The organism is Pectobacterium sp. CFBP8739 (genome assembly GCF_013449375.1).
GTDB lineage: Bacteria > Pseudomonadota > Gammaproteobacteria > Enterobacterales > Enterobacteriaceae > Pectobacterium.
Genome location: NZ_JACDRR010000005.1, coordinates 586,631 through 613,157, shown reverse-complemented (window position 1 = coordinate 613,157; position 26,527 = coordinate 586,631). Strand labels below are relative to the sequence as shown.

Here is a 26,527-nt window from a genome sequence, read left to right as displayed (position 1 = left end):
TACAGCTAACGTCGCTCGACAAAGAACACCGATCCACAAATCACATCGGTCTCTTGCAAGTATCTGACCTCAAGATGTGAAGGTTGTTATATCAGGAAATTCAAAGGATTATGCGTATGAGAAAGTGGTTAGCTATCAGTTGCCTGATTGCAGGTGTGACCTCAACGGCTGTCTATGCGGACGCGGCAAAAGATTTGCAAGGTCGCCTCAATAAAGTAAACAGTTTCCACGCCAACTTTAGTCAGAAAGTCACCAGCGCCGATGGCGCAGCCGTGCAGGAAGGGGAAGGTGAACTGTGGTTGAAGCGCCCTAACTTATTTAACTGGAAAACCACCTCACCTGATGAAAGTACGCTGATTTCTGACGGAAAAACGCTCTGGTTCTACAATCCGTTTGTGGAGCAAGTCACGGCAACCTGGCTGAAAGATGCGACAGGCAATACGCCGTTCATTCTGATTACGCGTAACGATGCCAGCGACTGGAATAAATACGATGTGCGCCAGAAAGGCGATGATTTTGAGCTGACGCCGAAGTCAGCGAGCGGCAATCTGAAACAGTTTGCGATTAATGTGACGACAAGCGGCACAATCAAACAGTTTACCGCGACGGAACAAGACGGCCAGCGGAGCACTTATGTACTGAAAAATCAGCAAAACGGCGCTGTTGATGCCGCACAATTTACGTTCACACCGCCGAAGGGCGTCACGCTGGATGACCAGCGTCAGTGAGGCCAGAGTGAGCAACCTGTCCCTTGATTTTTCCCATAATGAATTCCAACCGCTGGCCGCGCGTATGCGGCCTGCGACGTTGGCACAGTATATCGGCCAACAGCACCTGTTAGGGGCCGGTAAGCCTTTGCCACGAGCCATTGAGGCAGGGCAACTGCACTCCATGATTCTCTGGGGGCCGCCAGGGACGGGGAAAACCACGCTGGCAGAACTGATTGGGCACTACGGGCAGGCGGATGTAGAACGCATTTCTGCCGTGACGTCCGGCATCAAAGAAATTCGCGAAGCGATTGAGCGTGCCCGACAAAATCGCAATGCGGGGCGTCGCACTATTCTGTTTGTCGATGAAGTCCATCGTTTCAACAAAAGTCAGCAGGATGCATTTCTGCCACATATCGAAGATGGAACGATCACCTTCATTGGGGCAACAACAGAAAACCCCTCTTTTGAGCTTAATTCCGCGTTGTTATCTCGCGCCCGCGTCTATTTGCTAAAAGCGCTGACGGCAGAAGATATCGAGCAGGTCTTGCAGCAGGCAATGAGCGATAGCGAGCGAGGATATGGCGGACAGAATATTGTTCTGCCTGCCGAAACCGCGCGGATGTTGGCCGAATTGGTTAACGGGGATGCCAGACGTGCGCTGAATAGCCTGGAAATGATGGCGGATATGGCGGAAATTGACGCGCAAGGCATGCGAGTCCTGACGCCAGCGCTCCTCAACGAAATTGCTGGCGAACGTAGCGCCCGTTTTGATAATAAAGGCGATCGCTATTACGACCTGATTTCGGCGCTGCATAAATCAGTAAGAGGCTCTGCGCCGGATGCGGCGCTTTATTGGTATGCCAGAATCATCACTGCGGGCGGCGATCCGCTGTATGTTGCCCGGCGATTGTTGGCAATTGCGTCGGAAGATGTCGGTAACGCCGATCCGCGTGCGATGCAGGTGGCTATCTCCGCCTGGGATTGCTTCACTCGCGTAGGTCCAGCGGAAGGGGAGCGCGCCATCGCTCAGGCGATAGTTTATCTGGCCTGTGCCCCCAAAAGTAACGCTGTATATAGCGCGTTCAAAGCGGCGATGCAGGATGCGCGCGAGAAGCCAGACTATGATGTTCCCGAGCACTTACGCAACGCACCGACCCGCTTGATGAAAGAAATGGGGCTCGGTGCAGAGTATCGGTACGCACACAATGAACCCCATGCCTATGCGGCCGGTGAGATCTACTTTCCGCCGGAAATGGCGGATACGCACTATTACACGCCGACTTCGCGCGGTCTTGAAGGCAAAATTGGTGAAAAGCTCGCCTGGCTTGCCGCTCAGGATCAAAATAGCCCGACAAAACGCTACCGTTGAACTAAGCGTTGCGGTAAGGTTATTGCGGTATTTTCTGAAACCGGCCGCGTAGCGCGCCGTGTACGCCACCATTTCATTTGATAATCATAAGCACAGGATTAGCATGCTCGATCCCAATTTACTGCGTAATGAGCTAGACGCAGTCGCCGAAAAGTTACTGGCTCGCAGAGGCTTTAAGCTGGATGTTGAGACCCTGCGTAAGCAGGAAGAACGTCGTAAAGTATTGCAGGTAGAAACTGAAAACCTGCAGGCAGAGCGTAACTCCCGATCGAAAGAGATTGGTGCAGCGAAAGCACGCGGTGAAGATATCGAGCCTTTGCGTCGTGAAGTTAACACATTAGGCGAAAAACTGGATGCCGCGAAAGCCGAGCTGGATCAGTTGCAGAATGAAATTCGCGATCTGGCGTTAACCATTCCAAACCTGCCTGACGACTCCGTACCGCTTGGTAAGGATGATACAGAAAACCAGGAAGTGACTCGCTGGGGTGAGCCACGCAAGTATGATTTCTCAGTGCGCGATCATGTTGAACTCGGCGAAATGGCTGCCGGACTGGATTTTGCCGCTGCGGTGAAATTAACGGGTGCACGTTTTGTTGTGATGAAAGGACAGATTGCCCGTCTGCATCGTGCGCTTGCCCAGTTCATGCTGGATTTGCATACGCAGCAGCATGGCTATCAGGAAGCCTATGTGCCTTATCTGGTTAACCACGCCACGCTATACGGTACCGGTCAGTTGCCTAAATTTGGTGAAGATCTGTTCCATACCCGACCGTTGAGCGAAGAAGCGGAAAGCAGCAACTATGCGCTGATTCCGACGGCGGAAGTTCCGTTGACCAATCTGGTGCGTGACGAGATTCTTGATGAAGAATCCTTGCCGTTGAAGATGACTGCTCACACGCCTTGCTTCCGTTCTGAAGCGGGTTCGTATGGTCGTGATACGCGTGGGTTGATTCGTATGCACCAGTTTGACAAGGTTGAACTGGTACAAATCGTCCGCCCTGAAGATTCTATGCAGGCGCTGGAAGAATTGACGACCCACGCCGAAACGGTACTGCAACTGCTGAAATTGCCGTATCGTAAAGTCTTGCTGTGTACAGGCGATATGGGCTTTGGCTCCACCAAAACGTATGATCTCGAAGTCTGGCTGCCGGCGCAAGATACGTACCGTGAAATCTCCTCTTGCTCAAACATGTGGGATTTCCAGGCGCGTCGCATGCAGGCTCGCTGCCGTAGCAAGTCCGACAAGAAGACCCGTCTGGTTCACACGTTGAACGGTTCTGGTCTGGCAGTCGGTCGTACACTGGTAGCGGTTCTGGAAAACTACCAGCAGGCTGATGGCCGTATTGAAATTCCTGAAGTGCTGCGTCCATACATGGGCGGGCTGGAATTTATTGGCTAATTTCAGCTATCTGAAAAAAGCGCCCGTTTAAAGGCGCTTTTTTTACGCCTTCTGTTCGGTAATATTTTTTCATCGTAAAAATAGCTTCTCTATCTTAAACAACCCGTTCGACTTAAATTTTAAGTTAAAAATGATTTGAAATCAGTAGAATAGCTGCACCCTGCTTTTAAGCGTGACTGCCTTCCTATGGACGTTGATGAATTCTTTCAATCCATAATTTGGGAAAGGACTTTTAGCACTTTTTGCCCGGATTGACTTTTATATACGCAGTGGCATGATGCGCTCACTCTTCTCCGGTTGTTTGGTTATCCACTTCGCTATGTCTGCTTATTCCCGCCCAGTGCTGTTATTGCTCTGCGGACTTTTGCTGCTGACGGTTTGTATTGCGGTATTAAATACCCTGGTACCACTGTGGCTGAGTTATCAATCTCTTCCTGTCTGGCAGGTTGGCCTTGTTGGGTCATCCTACTTCGGCGGCAATCTAGTCGGTACGCTATTAGCCGGTAAGTTAATCAAACTTTATGGATTTAACCGTAGCTATTATTTCGCGGCTTTATTATTTGGTATCGCGATCGTTGGTCTCGGTATTTCTGGGGATATCGGCAGTTGGTTATTCTGGCGCTTCCTTGCCGGTATCGGCTGTGCATTAATCTGGGTCGTGGTCGAAAGCGCTTTATTATGTAGCGGAACACCGACGCAGAGAGGGCAACTGCTGGCTGCCTATATGATTGCCTATTACCTCGGTAGCGTAGTTGGACAGCTTCTGCTTGGCATATTGCCGAGCGCATTGCTGAACGTGCTGCCGTGGATGGTCGCGTTAGTTATTTTGGCGGTATTACCGCTGCTGTTTACTCGTCTCCCTACGCCGCCAGAGCTGCAAGAAAAACATGTCAACATGTGGAAAATGCTGACGTACCGCAGTGCCCGTTTAGGCGTTCACGGCTGTATTATTTCCGGCGCAATTTTAGGCTCGCTGTATGGTCTGATGCCGCTGTATCTCTCTCATCAGGGAATAAATGACGCGCAGGTTGGATACTGGATGGCACTGCTGATCAGCTCAGGGATTATCGGTCAATGGCCGATTGGGCGTATGGCAGATCGATATGGACGACTGTTGGTTCTGCGCGTATTAGTCTTTGTTGTAATTATCGGCTGTATTGCCATGTTAAGTATTAGCCACTATGCCATGGCGCCGTCATTATTCCTGCTGGGATGCGCAGGGTTTACGTTGTATCCCGTTGCCATGTCGTGGGCATGTGAAAAAGTACGTCCTGACGAACTGGTGGCGATGAATCAGGCCTTGCTCCTCAGCTATACGCTTGGCAGTCTTTGCGGGCCAAGCGTTGCTGCGGTATTGATGCAGAGCTACTCCGATCGCTTGCTGTTTGTCTTGATCGCGGTTGTTGCCATGATGTATCTGACGATGTTGCTCAGAAAAGGCGATCACCATCCAACACCATTAGCTGCTGCTTGAGCTAGCGGTATCGAGGCTGGCCAACGAGCTTTGTCCTGCTTCGACCATGTTATTCCACAGCGCTTCGGCTACTGGGCTAAGGCGCTGTTTTGCGTTTCTCACCAGATAAAATATGCTGGTTAGCCCGAGTTTTTCCGGTGAAATTGCTGTAAGTTGCCCGTTTGCAACCCACTGAGCGGCATAATGGTCAGGAAGGAAACCAACATGTGTGCCTGCTAATAAGAGCAATAAACTGCCTTCTACATTCCATGCAGTATTTTGCAAACCTTTCTTTGCGACAGGGCCTAACTGCTTACTAATCTCGTGCAATGCGTGGCCGCCAATTAGCAATCTGTTCGGGTTCAGTGTTCCATCACGCCATTCCCTTTCTATTCTTGCCGCATTTTCCGATGTGGAATAAAAATAACTTTTCTCGACAAAAGCGGGTTGAAAATAGATATCTGTTGGAACATCATCCGGCAAGACGCTCAGAATAATGTCAATATGCCCGTTTTTTAAACGTTCCATCAGAGGGGTGTAATCGCCGATCTCCAGCTCAACAGCAACGTCTGGGCTTTGGCTGTACAGTTTTCCAATAGCATTAGAAATGACTTTTTCTGGATGAGTAACGGTATTATCCAGACAACCAATCCGAGCTTTACCAATAAGTTGATGCTTTATACTTGCCAATCGATTGGCAAAATCGTCCAACGTAGCGATGACAGATTTAGCTTCCTGATAGACCACTTCACCTTCGGTTGTTAAGGCAAAGCCGCCACGACCACGTTCGCAGAGCACCAGTCCGAGCGTATCCTCAAGACGAGAGAGGTAGTGGCTTAGTACGGGTTGGCTTAAGCCCGTTGCATCTTGAGCGTTAGTAACTCCTTGTTTTTCAACAATCTTACAAAAAAGCTTTAACCAGCGAATCTCCAGTTTGTCTAAGCGCATCGCATTTCCTTCGCATACATTACATATCTGAATGTTAACATCAAAATATATCTGTATTAATCGATATGAAACCCATTTATCGTGTTGTCACGCTACATCATTGATGTGGTTGCCACAAAATGTGTGGTTTTATGCGTCACATCAGGGTCTCCATAAGCACAATGGTGTTGTTAGCTTGCTGACGACACCATTGTTCTATACGCCGTAAGGCAACCTCTATAAAATATCACAACGATACAATAATTATTTGCTGCTTATTTAATGGAGGAAATATGTCTCAAGGGAATGCTGTACCTGGAAAAGAACAACAGGAACGGCAAATCTATGATTATGAATATGAACGAGTCCCTGCTGAAGCTAGAAAAAGCTGGTATGTTATCGCTTTAATATGGTTGGCAATGGGAATTGACATCTCAGGTCTATTTCTCGGTGCTTTCTTAAGCGGTGGATTGCCTTTTCCTCAGGCTGTTAGCGCCACACTTACTGGTTCTGCATTTTTAGGTGTGTTGGCAGCATTATGTGCTAATGTCGGTTATGGCTGTGGGCTATCAACAACACTACTAAGTATTTCCGTCTTTGGGCGTTTTGGTGGAAAGGTCATCGGTATTTTCTCTGCCGTCTCATTGATTGGTTGGTTTGCTTTTCAACTGGATTTTTTTGGTGTGATGCTGCAAAAAGCACTCCTCCATTATGAATTTGAACCAGGTCGTTTTCTTATTTTAGTTTTCGGTATGGTGCTGATGACCTCTACCGCTATCTGGGGTGTCAGGGCATTAGGCAAACTGAGTGTATTCAGTGTACCACTCATGTTGATACTGATAATTACAGGTCTGGTTTTAGCCGCCAATACCCACCCTGAAATACCTCTTCCAATCATTAAAGCGCCAATTAGCATGGGAAGCGCTATCTCTTATGTCGTTTCTATCTGGATAGTCTCTGCCGTAATGTCACCGGATATTGCGCGCTATGCAAAAACGCGTAAAGACGCGCTTCTCGGTGCTGGATTGGGATTCTTTTTGGGTAATAGCTCAACGATAGTAGTGGCACTCATTCTGACTCACTTGGTTGGTACAGAAGATTTAGTTGAGGTATTTTTCAGTATTGGTTTGGGGATGTCTGCAATTGTAGTGCTTATTTTTGCCCAATGGACAACAAATAGTACCAACCTTGTTTCTGCATCACTGGGCCTATCCGTTGTTATTCGAGCACTATCGCGACCCGTTTTGGTTGTACTAATGGCTATTGCCGGATTGCTGTTAGCTTACAACGGTATGATTAATAATTTTACTCAATTCTTGTCACTGCTTGGTGTTCTGATTTCCCCTATCGCGGGTGTTTATCTCGTCGAGTATTATTTTATTAAGTCTTCACGTTTGCTTAAAAATGTATCAGAGGCTTCATTCTTGAATGTGGTGGCGGCTATATCTTGGTCTCTCGGTAGTATTGTGAGCCTGTTAACCTCCCCAGATTTTTTTGATTTATTTACGATAAGCTCGATCTCTGCCTTGGATGGCGTAATGGTGAGTATGGCGGTTTATATCGGCATACATAAATTTTTCCCTAAATTGGCAGATTAAACGTGTTACGCAGATAACATGAGATCTTGGGTAGAGTATGTCTCGTTCTATTAATGCACAAATAATCGATGATATAGCACTAGGTGCCGCTGTTCTTGGTACAGGAGGCGGCGGCGATCCATATGTAGGCTCTTTGATGGCAAAACATGCATTAAAAAATGCGGCTGAAGTGACTATATTCGATTTAGATGAAATTAAAGATGATGATGTGTTTGTGCCTTGCAGCATGATTGGTGCAACAACGGTAGTTGTTGAAAAAATTATGTCAGCAGGCCAGTTTGTTCGGGCATTTGACGCGATGGAAAAAGCGCTGGAGCGACCTATCACAGCAACGTTTCCAATCGAAGTCGGCGGAATGAATTCGCTTATACCGTTTGTCGTTGCGGCTGCAAAAGGGTTACCTGTCGTCGATTGTGACGCGATGGGGAGGGCCTTTCCCGAAGCACAGATGGTGACTTTTTTTCTTGATGATTTACCTTCGTCGCCCAATACATTAGCAGATGAAAAGGGAAATACAGTTACCTTCAACCCGATTGATGGTATATGGTCTGAGCGTTTGGCCAGAGTGATTGCAGAACAAATGGGGGCGGCATGTGCCATGTGTGATTACCCATTGCGCGGTAGTCAACTTAAGCGTAGCGCAATCAAAGGTACGCTCACGCTGGCGCAGGATATTGGAAAGACACTGCGTCAGGCTCACCAATCGGGAAGTCATCCCGTGAAATCTTTGCTTGCTATACTTGATGGTCATGTCATTGCATCTGGCAAGGTTGTTGATGTCGACCGCCGTACCATCGGAGGGCTTGCTCGGGGCAAAGTGGTGTTGGATGGCATGGGTAACGACAAGGGTGAGTCATTTACGGTGCTTTTCCAGAATGAATTATTGCTCGCTTATCGCTCCTCACAGGTGACAGCTCCTACGCAGGATAATCTGCTGGCTGTTGTGCCTGATTTAATCTCCATCGTAGACAGTGAAACCGGACGTCCGATTATTACGGAACATTTACGTTATGGGCAGCGAGTTGATGTCATTGCCTATCCGTGTAATGAAAAGTGGCGAACGCCAAAAGGGATTGACGTTGCGGGGCCGGAGTATTTCGGTTATCCGGTGCAGTATGTGCCGATAGAACAGCTTGCAAATCGCTGAGGCTTTCCCGATGTTACATAAAAATAATTACCGACTCGGGATTGATGTCGGCGGCACCAACACGGATGCAGCAATTTTAGATGCAGATCTGCGCTGTATTGCGACGGCCAAATTTCCTACCAGCCTAGATATTTATAGCGGCATCGAACGAGTTATTGCTGACGTTCTGACACAGTCAGGTATTGAGCCGCAACATATTCGCTATGCGATGTTGGGCACAACGCAATGTACCAATGCGATTGTTGAGCGGAAAGGGCTGGATCGCGTTGGATTATTACGCCTGAGCCTGCCAAGCAGCGATAGCGTCCCGCCGCTATTTGGCTGGGATGACGAGTGGCAAAAGACGTTAGGTCAGCATTTCTACCAAATTCATGGCGGCTATGAATTTGATGGCCGCGAGATTCATCCCGTAGTGCGAGATGAGGTCTTGGCAGCCTGTGACAGGATGCGTGGTCATGTGGATAGCGTGGCGATTTGTGGCGTATTTTCTCCCGTAAACAATAAGCAGGAGATGCAGGTTGCTCAATGGGTAAATGCAGCGTTACCTGAAGTCTCCCTGTCGTTATCCCACAGGATCGGCAGCACGGGACTACTGGAAAGGGAAAATGCAAGCATCCTGAATGCCTCGTTACAAAGCACCGCCAACCGGTTTGTTAGCGGTTTTACGCAAGCGTTAGCTCGGCACGGTATTAAGGCTACGCCGTTCTTCGGGCAAAACGACGGTACATTGATGTCCGAAAGTATGGTGAAGCAATACCCCATTCTGACGATGGCCTGCGGGCCAACGAACTCGATTCGTGGAGCGTGTCACCTTTCTGGACTGGATAACGCATTGATTATCGATGTCGGCGGCACAACGACAGATATTGGCGTATTGGTGAATGGCTTTCCGCGTGAATCTGCCATCGCCGTTGAAGTGGGCGATGTGCGGACGAATTTCAGAATGCCGGATATTATCTCTATCGGCATTGGTGGTGGAACCTGTGTGCGGCAGTCACAGGATGGAAAACTTACTCTTGGACCTGACAGCGTCGGCTATCGCCTGCTTGAGCAGGGCGTCAGCTTTGGTGGGGAGACATTAACGCTCAGCGATATCATGCTGCAACTCCATCGTGAACGATGGACATCCGAGCTTCCTCGTCCGTTGCCCGAGCTGGATAAAGCGCTTTGCCAGCAGGCTTATCGCCAGATGGTTGATAAAGTGGAAAGTGCTATCGATCGGATCAAATCGTCGAGTGCGGCTATTCCCGCTGTGCTTGTGGGTGGCGGCAGTATTTTGCTGCCTGACGTTTTATCTGGTATCAGCCAGGTTATGCGTCCGCAGAATTTCGATGCGGCAAATGCGGTTGGTGTGGCGTTAGGGAAGGTTGGCGCACAGATTGAGCGCGTAGTGAAAATGCCGGATAACGATCGTGAAAAGATAAAAAGCGAACTGCAGCAGCAAACCGTTTGTCTGGCAGAAGAGACGGGAGCGATGCCAGGCAGCGTTGAAATCATCGACTATCAAGAAATTCCGTTGGCGTATTTGCCCGGGAATGCGGTACAGGTGAAAATCAAGGTAGCAGGAAACCTAGCTTAGCGCAGTGCTTAACGAGGTAAGAATATCTCCCCGCTACCATGAAAATAGCGCGCCATCAGCGCGCTATTTTTTCAAACCCTATCAGAGGTTAGTACATGACCTTGTGGCCGTAGCCTTCAAGAATCGATTTAATTCGATCCATGGTATCGGCCTTCGGTGGTTTAACACCGTCTAATTTGTACTCTTCCCCCATTGCGATCCACTTGTGTTTACCAAGCTCATGATAGGGAAGAAGCTCAATCTTCTCGATGTTAGTCATATCCTTGGTGAACTCACCTAACTTGTGTGCGGACGCATCATCATCAGACCAACCGGGGACGACCACATAACGTATCCAGGTACGCTGGTTGCGTTTTGCCAGATAACGTGCGAAATCCAGAGTACGGTGGTTCGATACGCCAACTAAATTCTGGTGTATATCGTCGTTCATTTGCTTCAGGTCGAGCATCACTAAATCGCTGACGTCTAATAGTTCGTCAATGACTGGGTCATAGCGGCGTACAAACCCATTGGTATCCAGACAGGTACTAATACCTTCTGCCTTACAGGCGCGGAACCAGTCGCGTACAAACTCGGCCTGAAGGATGGCCTCGCCGCCGGATGCGGTTACGCCGCCGCCAGATGCATTCATAAAATGGCGGTAGGTCACGACTTCTTTCATAAGTTCTTCCACCGTCACTTCCTTGCCGCCGTGCGTATCCCAGGTATCACGGTTATGGCAGTACAGGCAGCGCATCAGGCAACCCTGGAAGAAGATGATGAAACGGATGCCTGGGCCATCGACGGTGCCGCAGGATTCAAAGGAGTGGATGCGACCGATTACTGACATTGCGAGGTTTTCTCCAAATTTGACCGAACAATAGCGGTCTTTATGAGCGCAGTCATGAGAAGGCAGGTATTGCTCTGACAGAGATGGCTGACAGAAGAACACCGTATGACAGATGCTGCGTCGAATCTGTTTTGCGAGCCATCCACAAGATGAGGGCAATATAGCGGGCTGGCAAAACAGGCTAACAACCTGGACGACAATCGGGGGTGAGAAAAAGGCCCCACTGACGTGGAGCCTTTATTTTACGCCTTTTCAGACAGTCATGGAAATTACATTGACTGAGTGAAAGTACGGGTGATGACGTCTTGCTGCTGTTCTTTCGTCAGTGAGTTGAAACGCACTGCGTAGCCAGATACGCGGATAGTCAGCTGCGGATATTTCTCTGGGTTTTCCATCGCATCAAGCAGCATTTCACGGTTCATGACGTTGACGTTCAGGTGCTGACCGCCTTCAATGCTGGCTTCGTGGTGGAAATAACCATCCATCAGACCGGCAAGGTTAGCTTTACGCACGTTGTCATCTTTACCTAACGCGTTTGGTACGATGGAGAAGGTATAAGAAATACCATCTTTCGCGTAAGCAAACGGCAGTTTAGCAACAGAAGTCAGAGAGGCAACCGCACCTTTCTGATCACGACCGTGCATTGGGTTTGCACCTGGTCCAAATGGCGCACCTGCACGGCGACCGTCTGGTGTGTTACCGGTTTTCTTACCATATACCACGTTAGAGGTGATGGTAAGAACAGACTGCGTTGGAGTTGCGCCACGGTAGGTATTCAGTTTCTGAATTTTCTTCATGAAACGTTCAACCAGATCACAAGCCAGTTCATCTACGCGAGCGTCGTTGTTACCGAATTGCGGATATTCGCCTTCGATGTCAAAGTCGATAGCTAAGCCGTCTTCATCGCGAATTGGCTTCACTTTGGCATATTTGATAGCTGACAGGGAGTCAGCAGCAACAGACAGGCCCGCGATACCACACGCCATAGTACGGAACACATCACGGTCATGCAGAGCCATCAGCGACGCTTCGTAGCTGTATTTGTCGTGCATGTAGTGAATGATGTTCAGCGCGGTGACATACTGTTTTGCCAGCCAATCCATGAAGTGATCCATACGATCCATCACTTCGTCGAAGTTCAGAACGTCGCCTTTGATCGGTTCTGATTTCGGGCCAACCTGCATTTTCAGTTTTTCATCCACGCCGCCGTTGATAGCGTACAGCATGGTTTTTGCCAAGTTTGCACGGGCGCCGAAGAACTGCATTTGTTTACCAACAACCATCGGACTTACACAGCAAGCAATCGCGTAGTCATCGTTGTTAAAGTCAGGACGCATCAGATCGTCATTCTCGTATTGCAGAGAAGAGGTATCGATGGAGACTTTAGCCGCGTAGTTTTTGAAGTTCTGTGGCAGTTTTTCAGACCACAGGATGGTCATGTTTGGCTCTGGAGACGGCCCCATGGTGTACAGGGTGTTCAGGAAACGGAAGCTGGTTTTACTTACCAGTGTACGACCATCCAGACCCATACCAGCCAGAGATTCGGTTGCCCAGATTGGGTCACCAGAGAACAGTTCATCATACTCAGGAGTACGCAGGAAACGCACCATACGCAGTTTCATGACTAGGTGGTCAATCATTTCCTGCGCTTCTTCTTCGGTGATTTTGCCGGCTTTCAGATCACGCTCAAGGTAGATATCCAAGAAGGTGGACACACGTCCGAAGGACATGGCTGCACCATTCTGTGATTTCACCGCAGCCAGGTAGCCGAAGTAAGTCCACTGAACCGCTTCCTGAGCCGTTGTGGCTGGGCCAGAAATATCACAGCCATATTTAGCGGCCATTTCTTTAATTTGGCTCAGAGCATGGTGCTGATCGGCAATTTCTTCACGCAGACGGATTGTCGCTTCCAGATCTTCGCCGTTTTCCAGTTTGCTTTGCAGAGAAGTGAACTGAGCAAACTTGTCTTTCATCAGGTAGTCGATACCGTACAGCGCAACGCGACGGTAGTCACCGATGATACGGCCACGGCCGTAGGCATCTGGCAGCCCCGTCAGAACGCCAGATTTACGACAACGCAGGATGTCTGGAGTATAAACATCGAACACGCCCTGGTTGTGCGTTTTGCGGTATTCAGTGAAGATTTTTTTCAGTTGAGGATCCAGTTCACGGCCGTAAACTTTGCATGAACCTTCAACCATTTTGATGCCGCCGAACGGAATCAACGCACGTTTCAGCGGAGCGTCAGTCTGCAGACCAACGATTTTTTCCAGACCTTTGTTGATGTATCCCGCGTCGTGAGACGTGATAGTTGCGGCAACATTGGTGTCAAAATCAACAGGGGCGTGAGTGCGGTTTTCCTGCTTGATGCCTTCCATGACGCTGTCCCACAGGGCAGACGTTGCTTTGGTTGCACCAGCGAGGAAAGACTCATCACCTTCATACGGCGTGTAGTTTTTCTGGATAAAGTCGCGGACATTGACGTTATCCTGCCATTCACCTTTGCTAAAGCCTTGCCATGCATTGGCCAATTTTTCATTCAGCTCGGTCATTTTACACCTACCTTTGATATGGATTTCTTAAAACCCGACGTTGCGGCCGATTGCACCTCAGTGGTGCTTGTCTCCACCGCGCAAATAAATTACCCAATATGTTAAACCGACTAAGGCACCACCGCCGATGATATTCCCAAGCGTGACGGGAATCAGATTATCGGTAATGAAGTGGCTAACGGTTAAATGCTCAAATTGAGAAGGCACCATTCCAATCGCGTTCCAGAATTCTGGAGCCGCAAAGTTTTTGATAACGATACCCATAGGAATCATAAACATGTTAGCGATACTGTGCTCAAAGCCACTGGCAACGAACATGGCGACAGGCAGGATCATGGCAAACATTTTATCGGTAAGCGTACGGCCTGAGTAGCTCATCCATACCGCCATACAAACCATCAGGTTAGCCAAAATACCCAGACACAGTGCTTCAACAAATGTGTGTTCCAGCTTGTGCTCCGCTGTTTGCAGGACGTTGAGGCCCCACGCCCCCTTCGCGACCATGTGTTCTCCCGAGAACCAGATAAGCCCAACGAAGAAAAGCGCGCCGATCAGGTTACCAACATAAACATTTGCCCAATTACAGGCTAGTTGCTTCCAGGTAATACGTCCACTGGCCTTGGCAATCACGATGAGAACGGTTGAGGTGAAGAGGTCCGCACCGCAGACGACAACCAGCATGAGACCAAGGGAGAAACAAATACCACCGATCAGTTTCGCAATGCCAAAAGGAATCGTTGAGGTTCCCGTGGTGGCGGTAATATAAAAGACAAAAGCGATCGAAATAAATACACCCGCGGTTATCGCCAAATAAAACGTTGTCCACGGTTGTTTAGTCGCTTTATAAACTCCGGCGTCTTCAGCAACTTTTGCCATTGCAGCTGGGAGTAATAGAGTAAAGGGGTTGTCAGCTTTCACACTAACTCTCTCTTAAAAATTATCAACGTTGAGATACTAACAAAGCAGTATACGGTAAAATTTGACGTGGATCATACTGCAAGAAATTAACAAGGTGGTGATGAAGGTTGGATACCGTATTTTTCTAGATAACTATTTGAATTTTATTATAAAAAAATATTTTAATTTTTATAAAAAGAGTTGAATAGAGTGCGTTAAACCTACCGATTCAGCGTTAAGAAAAATCATGGTTTGTAGATTTTCAGTACCACCTTGTCGACGTAATTTAATTAAAAATTCACCATTCAATAACAATATTCTGATTATCCATTACGAATAACAAATATTCGTCCTGTAGATAATAAAATAGCCCTTTAAGATAAAGGGCTATTTAGGGTGGACAATGGCAGATTGCTATTTGCCATAGCGCGTATTCATCAATATAAGGTGCGCTGGTTGCCTCAGTCAGACACTATTTTGCTTGCCAGTAACGGCGTTTAGCCTGCTGCAGTTTTTCATAGGCAGCCAGCAGTGACTGGTGTGCAGGCAACGAGGCAAAGGTGTCATCCACAGCAAACAAGCCATAGAAGCACGCTTCGCCAGCCACGGCGGCACTGGCGGCATCAACCGTTTCACTGCCGTACATTTTGGTAAAGGCGTCGTAATATTCTGCCGGGTCGCGTTCAGGCTCCTGTGCCAGTAACAGCAGGGTCTGAAGGCAACGATAATAATTGCTGCGCTGCGCGGTAAAGACGGAGTCGTTGAAGTCCTGTGTCCACTCTGTCCAGCTTAATGCCTGATCCAGATCGCCGCCGGCCAGTGCCAGCATGGCTTTTAGTTCGCCAACGCGCAGCGTAAACCAGCCATTATCTTTGCCGGTGGCAATGCCGAGCAGCTCACGTACGCGGGTGAAGTCATCCAGCCCTTCGTCATCCAGCTGTTGCAACAGCGCCAGATAGTCTTCTTGTTCCCATTTACTGTCAGGCAGCGCCAGCAGCGTCTCACGCAGGTGAGCACCCATGCTATTATTGGCTAACAACAGATCATCAGCAGGGTAGATGTCTGACATTCCTGGCACGATGATGCGGCAGGCGTAAACAGACAGATGCTCATAGTCGGCAATATAAACTTCTTTATCTTCCTGTTTGAAGATCGCCATCAGCGTGGCGAATTCTTCTTCCGTCGACCCTTTAAAGCTCCAGTCGGCAAATTCATAATCCGCGTCTTTCTTGAACATATCCCAAGAGATCAGGCCGCTGGAATCGATAAAGTGGGTTTCCAGATTGGCGTGTTCGGCCACTTCTTCATCATCAAACGTCGGTGGGGTGAAGACGTCCAGATCTTTCAGACCGCGACCTTGCAGCAGTTCGGTGACGGTACGCTCCAGCGCTACGCCGAAATCAGGGTGCGCGCCGAAGGAGGCAAAGCAGGTGCCGTTAGCTGGGTTAAACAGGACTACGCAGATAACTGGGTATTTTCCACCGAGTGAGGCATCGTAAGAGAAAATCGGGAAGCCTTCTTTCTCCAGCGTCGCGATCGCTTCGACCACGCCAGGGTAGCGATTCAGCACCGCTTGCGGAATTTCCGGCAGGCTGATCGACTCGGCAATGATGCGGTTTTTGATGCTACGCTCGAACACTTCAGACAGCCCCTGAACGCGGGCTTCGTTGGCGGTGTTACCTGCGGACATCCCGTTAGAAACGTACAGGTTACCGATGATGTTCATCGGAATATAAACGGTTTGCTGATCAGACTGGCGGGTAAACGGTAGTGCACAAATGCCTCTGTCGGCATTGCCGGATTGCAGATCGATCAGATCGCTGGCGCTCAGTTCCTGCTCAGGATCGTAAAACTGGTGCAGACGGGCATCCAGAATACCTTCTGGCAACGCATCATCTTCTGGAATAGGGAACCATTTTTCATTCGGGTAGTGAACGAAATCACCGTTGGCGATGGTCTTGCCGAGATAGAAGTCAGCAAAGAAATAGTTAGTAGATAAACGCTCGAAATACTCGCCTAACGCGGAAGCCAGTGCCGCTTTCTTACTGGCACCTTTGCCGTTAGTGAAGCAGAGCGGGCAATCGCGGTCTCGAATATGGACAGACCAGACGTTTGGCACCGGATTCAGCCATGACGCTTCCTCGATGTTAAACCCCAGGTCTTGGAGCTGTTGTTGAAAACGGGCGATGGAGTCTTCCAGGGCGGCGTCTTTGCCTGGGATAAACGTTTGAGTCATGGAGTTCACTCTTATCGAGATTAACGGAAGCGGCATGATACGGATTTTTCTGTCCAGACTCTATTTATTCATAACAGATCAGCAACAGTGAAAAAGAACAGACGGCGTAACGTGCCGTTTTGCATAATGAAAGCGCAATAAGCGTTGCAGCCGCGATTGACGAGTGATAAAACCGATAGCAGGGTAAAAGTAGTGTGGTTATGGCGGTTACTCCGTTATAACTACTATCTTGTAACAGCGGTATTTTTATAACCGACAGGTTTATAAAAATGGTATTTGTAACAACGGTGATAAAACAGCCGCTATTTTTCAGGTGTGGTGAGGGGAAATGACTCAGATTTTTAATTTTAGCGCTGGTCCAGCAATGCTGCCGGTTGAAGTGCTGCGTCGTGCTGAACAGGAATTGTGTAATTGGAATGGCTTGGGTACCTCGGTCATGGAAATCAGCCACCGTAGTAAAGAGTTTATGCAGGTTGCCGCTGAATCCGAGCAAGATCTGCGTGATTTGCTGAAAATCCCCTCCAACTACAAAGTGCTTTTTTGTCATGGTGGCGCGCGTGCGCAATTTGCGGCAGTCCCGTTAAACCTTCTGGGCGAGCGTACCACCGCGGACTACATCGATGGCGGATACTGGGCGCACAGCGCAGTTAATGAAGCAGAAAAATATTGCGCGCCTAATGTGATTGATGTGAAAACGCGCGTAGACGGCCTGCGCGGTATTAAACCGATGCGCGAATGGCAACTGTCTGATGACGCCGCATTTGTACACTACTGCCCGAATGAAACTATTGACGGCATTGCAATTGAAGAAGAGCCGGATTTTGGCGACAAAATTGTGGTCGCAGATTATTCTTCCAGCATCCTGTCTCGTCGTATTGACGTTAGCCGCTATGGCGTGATCTACGCGGGTGCGCAGAAAAATATTGGCCCTGCGGGCCTGACGTTGGTGATCGTGCGTGACGATCTGCTGGGTAAAGCGCGCCGTGAGCTGCCATCGATTCTGGATTATCAGATTCTGGCGGACAATGACTCCATGTTCAACACACCGCCGACTTTTGCTTGGTATCTGTCCGGTATGGTCTTCAAATGGTTGAAACAGTACGGTGGCTTGGCTGAAATTGAAAAACGTAACCAGGAGAAAGCCGAACTGCTGTATAGCGCGATCGACGGTAATGATTTCTATCGTAATGACGTCGCGGTAGCGAACCGTTCTCGTATGAACGTACCGTTCCTGCTGGCGGATGCTGCGTTGGATAAAGTCTTCCTGGAAGAATCCGTCGCTGCGGGCTTGCATGCGCTGAAAGGCCATCGCGTAGTGGGCGGTATGCGAGCGTCTATCTACAACGCTATGCCACTGGAAGGCGTGAAAGCGCTGACTGAATTTATGGCTGACTTCGCACGTCGCCACGGTTGATTAATCCGACCTCGCTATCCATTTTGATAAACCCCGGGCTTACCGGGGTTTTTATGTCCACGTTGAAAGAATAGGCTTTACATGCAGGAATCCCTGACCCTACAACCCATCAAACTGATTAACGGTACCCTTAACCTTCCAGGATCAAAAAGCGTCTCTAACCGCGCGCTGTTGCTGGCCGCCTTGTCCGAAGGCAAGACCCGCCTGACTAACCTGTTAGACAGTGACGATGTTCGCCATATGCTGACCGCTTTAACCGCGTTGGGCGTGGAATATCATCTGTCATCTGACCGGACAGTCTGTGAGATTACGGGGCTTGGTGGAGCGTTTACGGCGCCGCAACCGCTGGAGCTGTTTTTAGGGAACGCGGGTACAGCGATGCGCCCCCTAGCCGCTGCGCTGTGCCTGACGGATGGCGACATTGTGCTGACGGGGGAGCCCCGCATGAAAGAACGGCCAATCGGGCATCTGGTCGACGCACTGCGTCAGGGCGGGGCGAAAATTGACTATCTGGAGCAGGAACACTATCCGCCGCTGCGTCTGCACGGCGGTTTTCAGGGCGGCGAAATCAGTGTCGATGGTAGCGTATCCAGCCAGTTCCTGACGGCGTTGTTGATGACCGCGCCTCTGGCTGCGCGGGATACGCAAATCAGCATCCAGGGCGATCTGGTTTCTAAACCGTATATCGATATCACGCTGCATATGATGAAAGCGTTTGGTATTGACGTACGTAATGAGAATTATCAACGTTTCTTTGTTACGGGTCGCCAGCAGTATCGCTCTCCGGGTGACTATCTGGTGGAAGGCGATGCGTCATCAGCCTCTTATTTTCTGGCAGCCGCAGCAATTAAAGGTGGCGTGGTGCGCGTGACCGGTGTGGGCCGTCATAGCGTGCAGGGCGATATTCGTTTCGCCGATGTGCTGGAAAAAATGGGGGCGATCGTGCGTTGGGGGGAGGATTATATTGAATGCGAACGCGGTGAACTGCACGCGATCGACATGGATATGAACCACATTCCTGATGCTGCGATGACTATTGCGACGGCGGCGCTTTTCGCACAAGGCGGTACGACTACGCTGCGTAATATCTATAACTGGCGCGTGAAAGAGACCGATCGTCTGGCCGCTATGGCGACTGAACTGCGTAAAGTAGGTGCGGGAGTGGAAGAAGGTAACGACTATATCCGCATTACGCCACCCACCACCCTGAAAACGGCAGAAATCGGGACGTACAACGATCATCGTATGGCGATGTGTTTCTCGCTGGTGGCGCTGTCCGATACGCCGGTCACCATTCTTGATCCGAAATGTACCGCTAAAACGTTCCCCGACTACTTCGAACAGTTGGCACGCCTCAGCGAACTAGCATGATTTCTCTCTAAGGCACGGTCTCCGTGCCTTTTTTCTCTCTGTTTTTTCTAACCGCGTCCTGTTTCTCTCTAATCGCGCGCGGTTTTTCTTCTTGAATTGCGCACTGCATTCAGAGAATGTCTTATTTTTCCCACCATTCCGGCATTGGGGTAACCTTTCTCTGTATTGATGCGTATAATGAGGCTCCGTGATGCCATAAACGGCATAGGCGGAACTTCCCAGTATTAAAGGAGAGAGAAATGACGGTGATGGCACCGGTAATTACGGTTGACGGACCGAGCGGCGCAGGCAAAGGTACCTTGTGTAAGGCATTGGCTGAAGCTTTACAGTGGAATTTGCTGGACTCGGGAGCTATCTATCGTGTTTTGGCTTTGGCGGCGTTACACCACCATGTCGATATCGGTTCGGAAGACGCACTGGTTCCGCTGGCCTCTCATCTTGATGTACGCTTTGTTGCCGAAGGCGGGCAGCTAAAAGTCATTCTGGAAGGTGAGGACGTTAGCCACGAAATTCGTACCGAAGCGGTAGGTAATACGGCTTCTCAGGCTGCGGCGTTTCCTCGCGTTCGTGAAGCCTTGTTACGTCGGCAACGTGCTTTCCGTGAGGCTCCGGGGTTGATTGCCGATGGCCGAGATATGGGTACGGTGGTCTTTCCTGATGCGCCTGTGAAGATTTTTCTGGATGCCAGCGCGGAAGAACGCGCACAACGTCGCATGCTACAGTTGCAGGGGAAAGGCTTTAATGTTAACTTTGAACGTCTTTTGTCTGAGATAAAAGAACGGGATGAGCGCGATCGCAACCGTCCTGTTGCGCCGTTAGTACCGGCTGTTGATGCGTTGGTGCTGGATTCAACGGAAATGACAATCGATGAAGTGATAGCGCGCGCGTTGGCTTATGCCCGCGAAATTTTAGCGTAATCACGGAACACAGAATTTTTACCTCGCTGTAAGGATGCACAGCGGGGCATGTTAAACAACCCCATCGAGCAGGATGCCAGATGGACGTTAAATTGAAACCCTTAAGATTATCAACATGACTGAATCTTTTGCTCAACTCTTTGAAGAATCCCTGAAAGAAATCGAAACCCGTCCTGGTTCCATCGTACGCGGTGTTGTTGTTGCTATTGACAAAGATGTCGTACTGGTTGACGCCGGTCTGAAATCTGAATCTGCCATTCCGGTAGAGCAATTCAAGAACGCATCAGGCGAACTGGAAATTCAGGTTGGTGATGAAGTTGACGTTGCTCTGGACGCTATTGAAGATGGCTTCGGTGAAACGCTGCTTTCTCGCGAAAAAGCTAAACGTCATGAAGCATGGCTGACGCTGGAAAAAGCCTACGAAGAAGCTGCAACGGTTACCGGTATTATCAACGGTAAAGTTAAAGGCGGTTTCACTGTTGAGCTGAACGGCATCCGTGCGTTCCTGCCAGGTTCTCTGGTAGACGTTCGTCCGGTTCGCGATACGCTGCATCTGGAAGGCAAAGAGCTTGAGTTCAAAGTTATCAAGCTGGATCAGAAACGCAACAACGTTGTTGTTTCCCGCCGTGCAGTTATCGAATCTGAAAACAGCGCTGAGCGCGATCAACTGCTGGAAAATCTGCAGGAAGGCATGGAAGTCAAAGGTATCGTTAAAAACCTTACTGACTACGGTGCATTCGTTGATCTGGGCGGCGTTGATGGCCTGCTGCATATCACTGATATGGCTTGGAAACGCGTTAAACATCCAAGCGAAATCGTCAATGTGGGCGACGAAATCACTGTTAAAGTGCTGAAGTTCGACCGCGAGCGTACTCGTGTATCTCTGGGTCTGAAACAACTGGGCGAAGATCCATGGGTGGCTATCGCTAAACGTTACCCAGAAAGCACGCGTCTGACTGGCCGCGTGACTAACCTGACTGACTACGGTTGCTTCGTTGAGATCGAAGAAGGCGTTGAAGGTCTGGTACACGTTTCCGAAATGGATTGGACCAACAAAAACATCCACCCATCCAAAGTTGTTAACGTTGGTGACGTAGTGGAAGTGATGGTTCTGGATATCGATGAAGAACGTCGTCGTATCTCTCTGGGCCTGAAACAGTGCAAATCTAACCCATGGCAGCTGTTTGCAGAAACCCACAACAAGGGCGACCGCGTTGAAGGTAAAATCAAGTCTATCACTGACTTCGGTATCTTCATCGGCTTGGACGGCGGCATCGATGGTCTGGTGCACCTGTCCGACATCTCCTGGAACGTGGCTGGCGAAGAAGCCGTTCGCGAATACAAGAAAGGTGATGAAATCGCCGCTGTTGTTCTGCAGGTTGATGCAGAGCGCGAGCGTATCTCTCTGGGCGTGAAACAACTGGCTGAAGATCCGTTCAATAACTACCTGTCTGTTAACAAGAAAGGTGCTATTGTTACTGGTAAAGTTACAGCAGTTGACGCCAAAGGTGCTACAGTTGAATTAGCAGACGGCGTAGAAGGCTACCTGCGTGCTTCTGAAGCGTCTCGTGACCGCGTTGAAGACGCAACACTGGTACTGAACGTTGGCGACAGCGTTGAAGCAAAATACACCGGTGTTGATCGTAAAAACCGCGTTGTTAGCCTGTCTGTTCGTGCGAAAGACGAAGCTGACGAGAAAGATGCAATCGCAACTGTCAACAACAAGCCTGAAGAAAGCAATTTCTCCAACGCGATGGCAGAAGCGTTCAAAGCAGCTAAAGGCGAGTAATCACAACGGTAGAATGAGCAACGTAAGTTGCTCATTCTTGTAACGGTAGTCAGTTATCCTAGTTATTGATAGCCACGCATTTGGAGGCGCTATGACCAAGTCTGAACTTATTGAAAGGCTTGCTGGACAGCAATCTCATATCCCGGCCAAAGTGGTTGAGGATGCAGTGAAAGAAATGCTTGAACAAATGGCTTCTACGTTAGCCGAAGGCGATCGTATAGAAATCCGTGGGTTTGGCAGCTTCTCACTTCACTACCGTGCACCGCGTGTAGGTCGTAATCCGAAAACGGGTGACAAAGTTGAGCTGGAAGGCAAGTATGTCCCTCACTTTAAACCGGGCAAGGAACTCCGCGACCGCGCTAACATTTATGGTTAATCGTTAGTCATAAATGCCAGCCTTATAGAAGCACCCTTTATTGGGTGCTTTTTTACATTTATAACCATCATCTTCTCCGCACTTCCGTCGTTATGACGTGGTTATCTGACATCGGATATATCATCCCGCGTTATCAATGATGGATAACGCGGGGAAAGGCTTACTTTTATTTATTGTGGCGATCTTTCAGACGATTGATGATAGTCGCCAGATCTAAATCCTGATCCTGCAACAGCACCAGTAGGTGGTACATTAAATCCGCGGCTTCATTGGTCAGCTCTTCGCGGTCATGTACCGTAGCGGCTAATGCAGCTTCCAATCCTTCCTCACCGACTTTCTGCGCAATACGCTTGGTGCCGCTGGCATACAAACGCGCCGTGTAAGAGCTATCTGGGTCAGCATGTTTACGCTCGGCCAGCAGTTGCTCTAACTGATAGAGGAACGTCCAGTCGCTGGCAGCAGGTGAGAAGCAACTGCTGGTGCCAAGGTGACAGGTTGGTCCGATGGGGTTAACTAGTATCAGCAGCGTGTCGTTATCGCAGTCTGGCGTGATAGAGACGACATTTAGGAAATGGCCGGAAGATTCGCCTTTGGTCCACAGCCGCTGCTTGGTACGTGAGAAAAATGTGACTTTGCCGCTTTCTTCCGTGGCCTGTAAGGCGTCCTGATTCATGTAGCCTAGCATCAACACTTCACCGGATACCGCGTGTTGTACGACAACCGGCAGCATGCCGTCCGTTTTTTCCCAATCGAGTTGGTTCCGTTGTTCGTCGTTTAGAAAGCACTCTTCGCTTAACACACTCGAATCTCCACATCCTGTTGCTTAAGATATTGTTTCAGCTCGCCAATATTAATAATTTGCTTATGAAACACCGATGCTGCCAGCGCGCCATCTACATGAGCGGTTTGGAATGCATCCAGAAAATGTTCCATGGTGCCTGCGCCGCCGGAAGCGATCAGCGGAACATTGCAGACATCACGCACCAGATTTAACTGGTGTAAATCATAGCCGTTGCGCACGCCGTCCTGATTCATCATGTTCAGCACAATCTCACCCGCACCGCGCTTTTGCACTTCCTCTACCCAATCCAGCGTTTCCCAAGTGGTAACCTTGGTGCGCGCTTCATCGCCCGTGTATTGATTGACGTGGTAGCGACCCGTCGCGGCATCATGCCAGGTATCAATCCCAACGACGATGCACTGCACGCCATAGCGGTCAGCCAGTCGGGTAATCAGCTCTGGGTCAGCCAGCGCCGGTGAGTTGATGGAAATCTTATCCGCGCCGAAAGAGAGGATTTGGCCTGCTTCTTCCACGCTCTTAATGCCGCCCGCCACGCAAAAAGGAATATCGATGACTTCCGCAACGCGGGATACCCAGCTTTTATCGACCACACGGCCATCGGAAGAGGCGGTGATATCATAAAAAACCAGCTCATCGGCGCCTTCCTGCGCGTAACGCTGGGCCAGTGGCACGATGTCACCGATAATTTCGTGATTGCGGAACTGCACGCCTTTGACGACCTGGCCGTTGCGCACGTCCAGACAGGGGATTATCCGTTTTGCCAGCATGAAATAGCCTCCGCGACGTTAAATTTACCTTCCAGCAGCGCACGACCCACGATAACGCCCTGCACACCGCTACCGCGTAAATTGGCGATATCTTCCAGATTGCCGATACCGCCGGATGCCTGAAAGGCGATCTGCGGATAGCGCTGGCTGATTTCACGATAGAGTTCGACGTTGGAACCGCTCAGCGTACCGTCACGAGAAATATCGGTGCACAGGACATGTTTCAGTCCGAACGGCAAATATTGTTCGACGACCTGCTCAAGCGTGGCATCAGAGTTTTCCTGCCAGCCGCTGATGGCGACAAATTTCGTACCGTTAGCGTCGATACGCACGTCCAGCGCCAGCACTAGCGCTTCTGCACCGTAGCGAGTGAACCATTGCTGAACGAGTTCGGGTTGTTTCACGGCGGTGGAACCGATGACCACACGGCTGGCTCCGGCTTTTAATAGCGCTTCCACGTCCTGCTCGGTGCGGATGCCGCCGCCGATCTGAACCGGTACACTCACGCCAGCCAACAGCGTGGTTAATAGCGGAATCTGGCGGGCAGAGGGATCTTTTGCACCGGTCAAATCCACCAAGTGCAGCACGCCAGCCCCTTGCTGCTGGTAATCCTGCAAGCGGGGAAGCGGATCGCTGCCGTACTGGCGCTGTTGGCCATAATCACCCTGATGTAGACGGACTACCTGTCCATCAATCAGATCTAATGCGGGAATAATCATGACGCTCTACATCTCCAGAAAGTTTTTCAGCAGTTGCGCACCCGCGGCACCGGAGCGCTCTGGGTGGAATTGCACGCCAAAGAAATTATCTTTTTCCAGCGCGGCGGTGAACGCTTCACCATAGTTGGCTTGTGCAATCGTGTTTTCGCAGACCGGCATGGCGTAGCTGTGAACGAAATAGAAATAGGCGCCGTCATCGATATCGCGGAACAAACGGTGTCCAGCCTTTGGAATCACCTGATTCCAGCCCATGTGCGGCAGCGGCAAGCCGTGGTCAACCATCTTTTGCACCGGTGAATCGACGATCCCCAATGTTGGGATCCCGCCATTTTCGTCGCTGTGTGTGCCCAGTAATTGCATACCGAGACAAATGCCGAGAACGGGCTGGGTGCAAGCCTTGATCAGCGCAATCAGGTCGCGTTCTTCCAGTTGATTCATCGCCGCCTGCGCGGTGCCAACGCCCGGCAGAAATAGCTTGTCTGCCTGTAGGACAATCTCGGCCTCGCGGCTAACAACAGGTGTATATCCTAGCCGTTGCACGGCATAGGTCACCGAAGAGAGATTGGCGCAGCCAGTATCAAGAATGACGACCTTCATCAGAGCACTCCTTTCGAGCTCGGTAGCGTGTCACCCTCGACGCGGATTGCCTGCCGCAGCGTGCGCCCGAAGACCTTAAACAGGCTTTCCACTCGGTGATGATCGTTACGCCCCTTAGTTTTCAGGTGCAGCGTACAGGCCATGGAATAAGACAGTGAACGGAAGAAGTGTTCGACCATTTCGGTGCTCAGGTCGCCCACGCGCTGGTAGCTGAACTCCGCTTTATATTCCAGATGTGGACGCCCGGAAATATCCAGCGCACAGCGTGCGAGGCACTCATCCATTGGCAGGACAAAGCCAAAACGACCGATACCGCGTTTGTCACCCAGTGCTTTATTCAACGCCTCGCCCAGCGCCAGACCGGTATCTTCCACCGTGTGGTGATCGTCAATGTACAGATCGCCTTTCACTTCAATATTCATGCGGAAGCCGCCGTGGGTGGCGATTTGGTCCAGCATGTGATCGAAGAAGCCGACGCCAGTGTTAATTTTGCTGCCGCCTTCCTGATCCAGCCAGACGTTCACGTCAATTGCGGTTTCACGCGTGACGCGGTTAACGTGGGCATGACGGTTACGCTTGGTTAGCTGATTGGTAATGGCTTGCCAGTTCAGCCCACCGCGCTGGTAGAGCAGGCCGGTGATGCCCATGTTTTGCGCCAGTTGGATATCGGTCTGGCGGTCGCCGATGACATAGCTGTGCGCCACATCCATCATGCCATCATTCAGATAGCGGGTTACCAGCTCAGTTCTGGGCTTGCGGCAAGCACAGTTATCCACTGGCAAATGTGGACAGATCAGCACTTGTTCAAACTGGATGCCTTGCGATGTCAGAATCTGCATCATCAGGTTATGTGGTGGATCGAAGGTTTCCTGCGGAAAACTTTCGGTTCCCAGCCCATCCTGATTCGTGATCATCACCAGCGTATAACCGGCCTTTTGCAGTGCCAGCAGCGAGGGAATGACATCGGGTTCTAGCGCCAGTTTATCCAGACGGTCAACCTGAAAATCCTCAGGCGGTTCAGCAATCAGTGTTCCGTCACGGTCGATAAAGAGGTATTTCTGGCCCACGTGAGCTCCTTA

The 26,527-nt window shown here is 50.0% G+C and carries 22 protein-coding genes; 12 read left to right on the top strand and 10 right to left on the bottom strand.

The window, feature by feature from the left end; all coding sequences use genetic code 11:
• The first annotated feature begins 116 nt into the window (after positions 1 to 116).
• The 4 genes from lolA (at position 117) to H0247_RS03500 (ending at position 4,952) form a co-directional block, all read left to right on the top strand.
• Complete coding sequence (lolA, locus tag H0247_RS03515; RefSeq protein WP_180741263.1) at positions 117 to 728, top strand: outer membrane lipoprotein chaperone LolA; 612 nt, start codon at positions 117 to 119, stop codon at positions 726 to 728.
• A 7-nt stretch (positions 729 to 735) separates the two neighbouring features.
• Entirely contained in the window at positions 736 to 2,079 is a 1,344-nt protein-coding gene (locus tag H0247_RS03510) for a replication-associated recombination protein A (protein ID WP_180741451.1), read from the top strand.
• A 103-nt stretch (positions 2,080 to 2,182) separates the two neighbouring features.
• Complete coding sequence (gene serS, locus H0247_RS03505; RefSeq protein ID WP_180741262.1) at positions 2,183 to 3,478, top strand: serine--tRNA ligase; 1,296 nt, start codon at positions 2,183 to 2,185, stop codon at positions 3,476 to 3,478.
• A 319-nt stretch (positions 3,479 to 3,797) separates the two neighbouring features.
• Complete coding sequence (locus H0247_RS03500; protein ID WP_180741450.1) at positions 3,798 to 4,952, top strand: MFS transporter; 1,155 nt, start codon at positions 3,798 to 3,800, stop codon at positions 4,950 to 4,952.
• Here the strand turns inward: H0247_RS03500 and H0247_RS03495 are convergent.
• Positions 4,938 to 5,879 carry a LysR family transcriptional regulator gene (locus H0247_RS03495; RefSeq protein ID WP_180741261.1) on the bottom strand — a complete coding sequence of 314 codons (942 nt, stop codon included), beginning with the start codon at positions 5,877 to 5,879 and terminating at the stop codon, positions 4,938 to 4,940. The two genes, H0247_RS03500 and H0247_RS03495, sit on opposite strands and share 15 nt — an antisense overlap.
• Before the next feature lie 272 nt (positions 5,880 to 6,151).
• Here H0247_RS03495 and H0247_RS03490 point away from each other — a divergent pair, with 272 nt between their 5' ends.
• The 3 genes from H0247_RS03490 to H0247_RS03480 are packed head-to-tail and all read left to right on the top strand — an operon-like array spanning position 6,152 to position 10,182.
• The gene (locus tag H0247_RS03490; RefSeq protein WP_180741260.1) at positions 6,152 to 7,456 is read left to right on the top strand and encodes a cytosine permease; all 1,305 of its coding nucleotides are present in this window, start codon (positions 6,152 to 6,154) and stop codon (positions 7,454 to 7,456) included.
• Between the two features lie 37 nt (positions 7,457 to 7,493).
• Positions 7,494 to 8,603 carry a DUF917 domain-containing protein gene (locus tag H0247_RS03485; protein ID WP_180741259.1) on the top strand — a complete coding sequence of 370 codons (1,110 nt, stop codon included), beginning with the start codon at positions 7,494 to 7,496 and terminating at the stop codon, positions 8,601 to 8,603.
• A gap of 10 nt (positions 8,604 to 8,613) precedes the next feature.
• On the top strand, positions 8,614 to 10,182 hold the full coding sequence (locus H0247_RS03480) for a hydantoinase/oxoprolinase N-terminal domain-containing protein (RefSeq protein WP_180741258.1): 1,569 nt from the start codon (positions 8,614 to 8,616) through the stop codon (positions 10,180 to 10,182).
• 88 nt (positions 10,183 to 10,270) lie between these two features.
• Here the strand turns inward: H0247_RS03480 and pflA are convergent, their stop codons facing one another.
• The 4 genes from pflA to ycaO all read right to left on the bottom strand — a co-directional run bounded on the left by pflA (position 10,271) and on the right by ycaO (position 16,696).
• Complete coding sequence (pflA, locus tag H0247_RS03475) at positions 10,271 to 11,011, bottom strand: pyruvate formate lyase 1-activating protein (protein WP_180741257.1); 741 nt, start codon at positions 11,009 to 11,011, stop codon at positions 10,271 to 10,273.
• Between the two features lie 269 nt (positions 11,012 to 11,280).
• Entirely contained in the window at positions 11,281 to 13,563 is a 2,283-nt protein-coding gene (gene pflB / locus H0247_RS03470) for a formate C-acetyltransferase (RefSeq protein ID WP_180741256.1), read from the bottom strand.
• Positions 13,564 to 13,620: 57 nt separating this feature from the next.
• A complete protein-coding gene (gene focA / locus H0247_RS03465; protein WP_180741255.1) occupies positions 13,621 to 14,481 on the bottom strand; it encodes a formate transporter FocA in 861 nt (286 codons plus the stop codon).
• Between the two features lie 451 nt (positions 14,482 to 14,932).
• Positions 14,933 to 16,696 carry a 30S ribosomal protein S12 methylthiotransferase accessory factor YcaO gene (ycaO, locus tag H0247_RS03460; protein WP_180741254.1) on the bottom strand — a complete coding sequence of 588 codons (1,764 nt, stop codon included), beginning with the start codon at positions 16,694 to 16,696 and terminating at the stop codon, positions 14,933 to 14,935.
• Between the two features lie 328 nt (positions 16,697 to 17,024).
• Between ycaO and serC the strand changes: the two genes are divergently transcribed.
• The 5 genes from serC (at position 17,025) to ihfB (ending at position 22,563) form a co-directional block, all read left to right on the top strand.
• Entirely contained in the window at positions 17,025 to 18,110 is a 1,086-nt protein-coding gene (gene serC / locus H0247_RS03455; protein WP_180741253.1) for a 3-phosphoserine/phosphohydroxythreonine transaminase, read from the top strand.
• Between the two features lie 81 nt (positions 18,111 to 18,191).
• On the top strand, positions 18,192 to 19,481 hold the full coding sequence (aroA, locus tag H0247_RS03450; RefSeq protein WP_180741252.1) for a 3-phosphoshikimate 1-carboxyvinyltransferase: 1,290 nt from the start codon (positions 18,192 to 18,194) through the stop codon (positions 19,479 to 19,481).
• Between the two features lie 239 nt (positions 19,482 to 19,720).
• A complete protein-coding gene (cmk, locus tag H0247_RS03445; RefSeq protein ID WP_180741251.1) occupies positions 19,721 to 20,398 on the top strand; it encodes a (d)CMP kinase in 678 nt (225 codons plus the stop codon).
• Between the two features lie 115 nt (positions 20,399 to 20,513).
• Positions 20,514 to 22,187, top strand: a complete 1,674-nt coding sequence (gene rpsA, locus H0247_RS03440; protein ID WP_180741250.1) for a 30S ribosomal protein S1 — start codon at positions 20,514 to 20,516, stop codon at positions 22,185 to 22,187.
• 91 nt (positions 22,188 to 22,278) lie between these two features.
• Positions 22,279 to 22,563, top strand: coding sequence for an integration host factor subunit beta (ihfB, locus tag H0247_RS03435; protein ID WP_005967571.1), 285 nt, complete (start codon positions 22,279 to 22,281; stop codon positions 22,561 to 22,563).
• A 166-nt stretch (positions 22,564 to 22,729) separates the two neighbouring features.
• Here the strand turns inward: ihfB and hisIE are convergent, their stop codons facing one another.
• From hisIE to hisB, 5 genes are read right to left on the bottom strand one after another with little or no spacing between them, the layout of a single operon-like run.
• Complete coding sequence (hisIE, locus tag H0247_RS03430) at positions 22,730 to 23,362, bottom strand: bifunctional phosphoribosyl-AMP cyclohydrolase/phosphoribosyl-ATP diphosphatase HisIE (protein WP_180741249.1); 633 nt, start codon at positions 23,360 to 23,362, stop codon at positions 22,730 to 22,732.
• Positions 23,356 to 24,132 (bottom strand): imidazole glycerol phosphate synthase subunit HisF, encoded by a 777-nt coding sequence (hisF, locus tag H0247_RS03425; RefSeq protein ID WP_180741248.1) that lies wholly within the window; start codon positions 24,130 to 24,132, stop codon positions 23,356 to 23,358. The genes hisIE and hisF overlap by 7 nt, the downstream gene beginning before the upstream one ends.
• Positions 24,114 to 24,851, bottom strand: coding sequence for a 1-(5-phosphoribosyl)-5-[(5-phosphoribosylamino)methylideneamino]imidazole-4-carboxamide isomerase (gene hisA, locus H0247_RS03420; protein ID WP_127156802.1), 738 nt, complete (start codon positions 24,849 to 24,851; stop codon positions 24,114 to 24,116). The genes hisF and hisA overlap by 19 nt, the downstream gene beginning before the upstream one ends.
• Positions 24,852 to 24,857: 6 nt before the next feature.
• Positions 24,858 to 25,448: an imidazole glycerol phosphate synthase subunit HisH gene (gene hisH / locus H0247_RS03415; RefSeq protein ID WP_180741247.1), complete on the bottom strand. Its 591-nt coding sequence runs from the start codon at positions 25,446 to 25,448 to the stop codon at positions 24,858 to 24,860.
• A complete protein-coding gene (gene hisB, locus H0247_RS03410; RefSeq protein WP_180741246.1) occupies positions 25,448 to 26,515 on the bottom strand; it encodes a bifunctional histidinol-phosphatase/imidazoleglycerol-phosphate dehydratase HisB in 1,068 nt (355 codons plus the stop codon). The genes hisH and hisB overlap by 1 nt, the downstream gene beginning before the upstream one ends.
• Between the last annotated feature and the right edge of the window lie 12 nt (positions 26,516 to 26,527).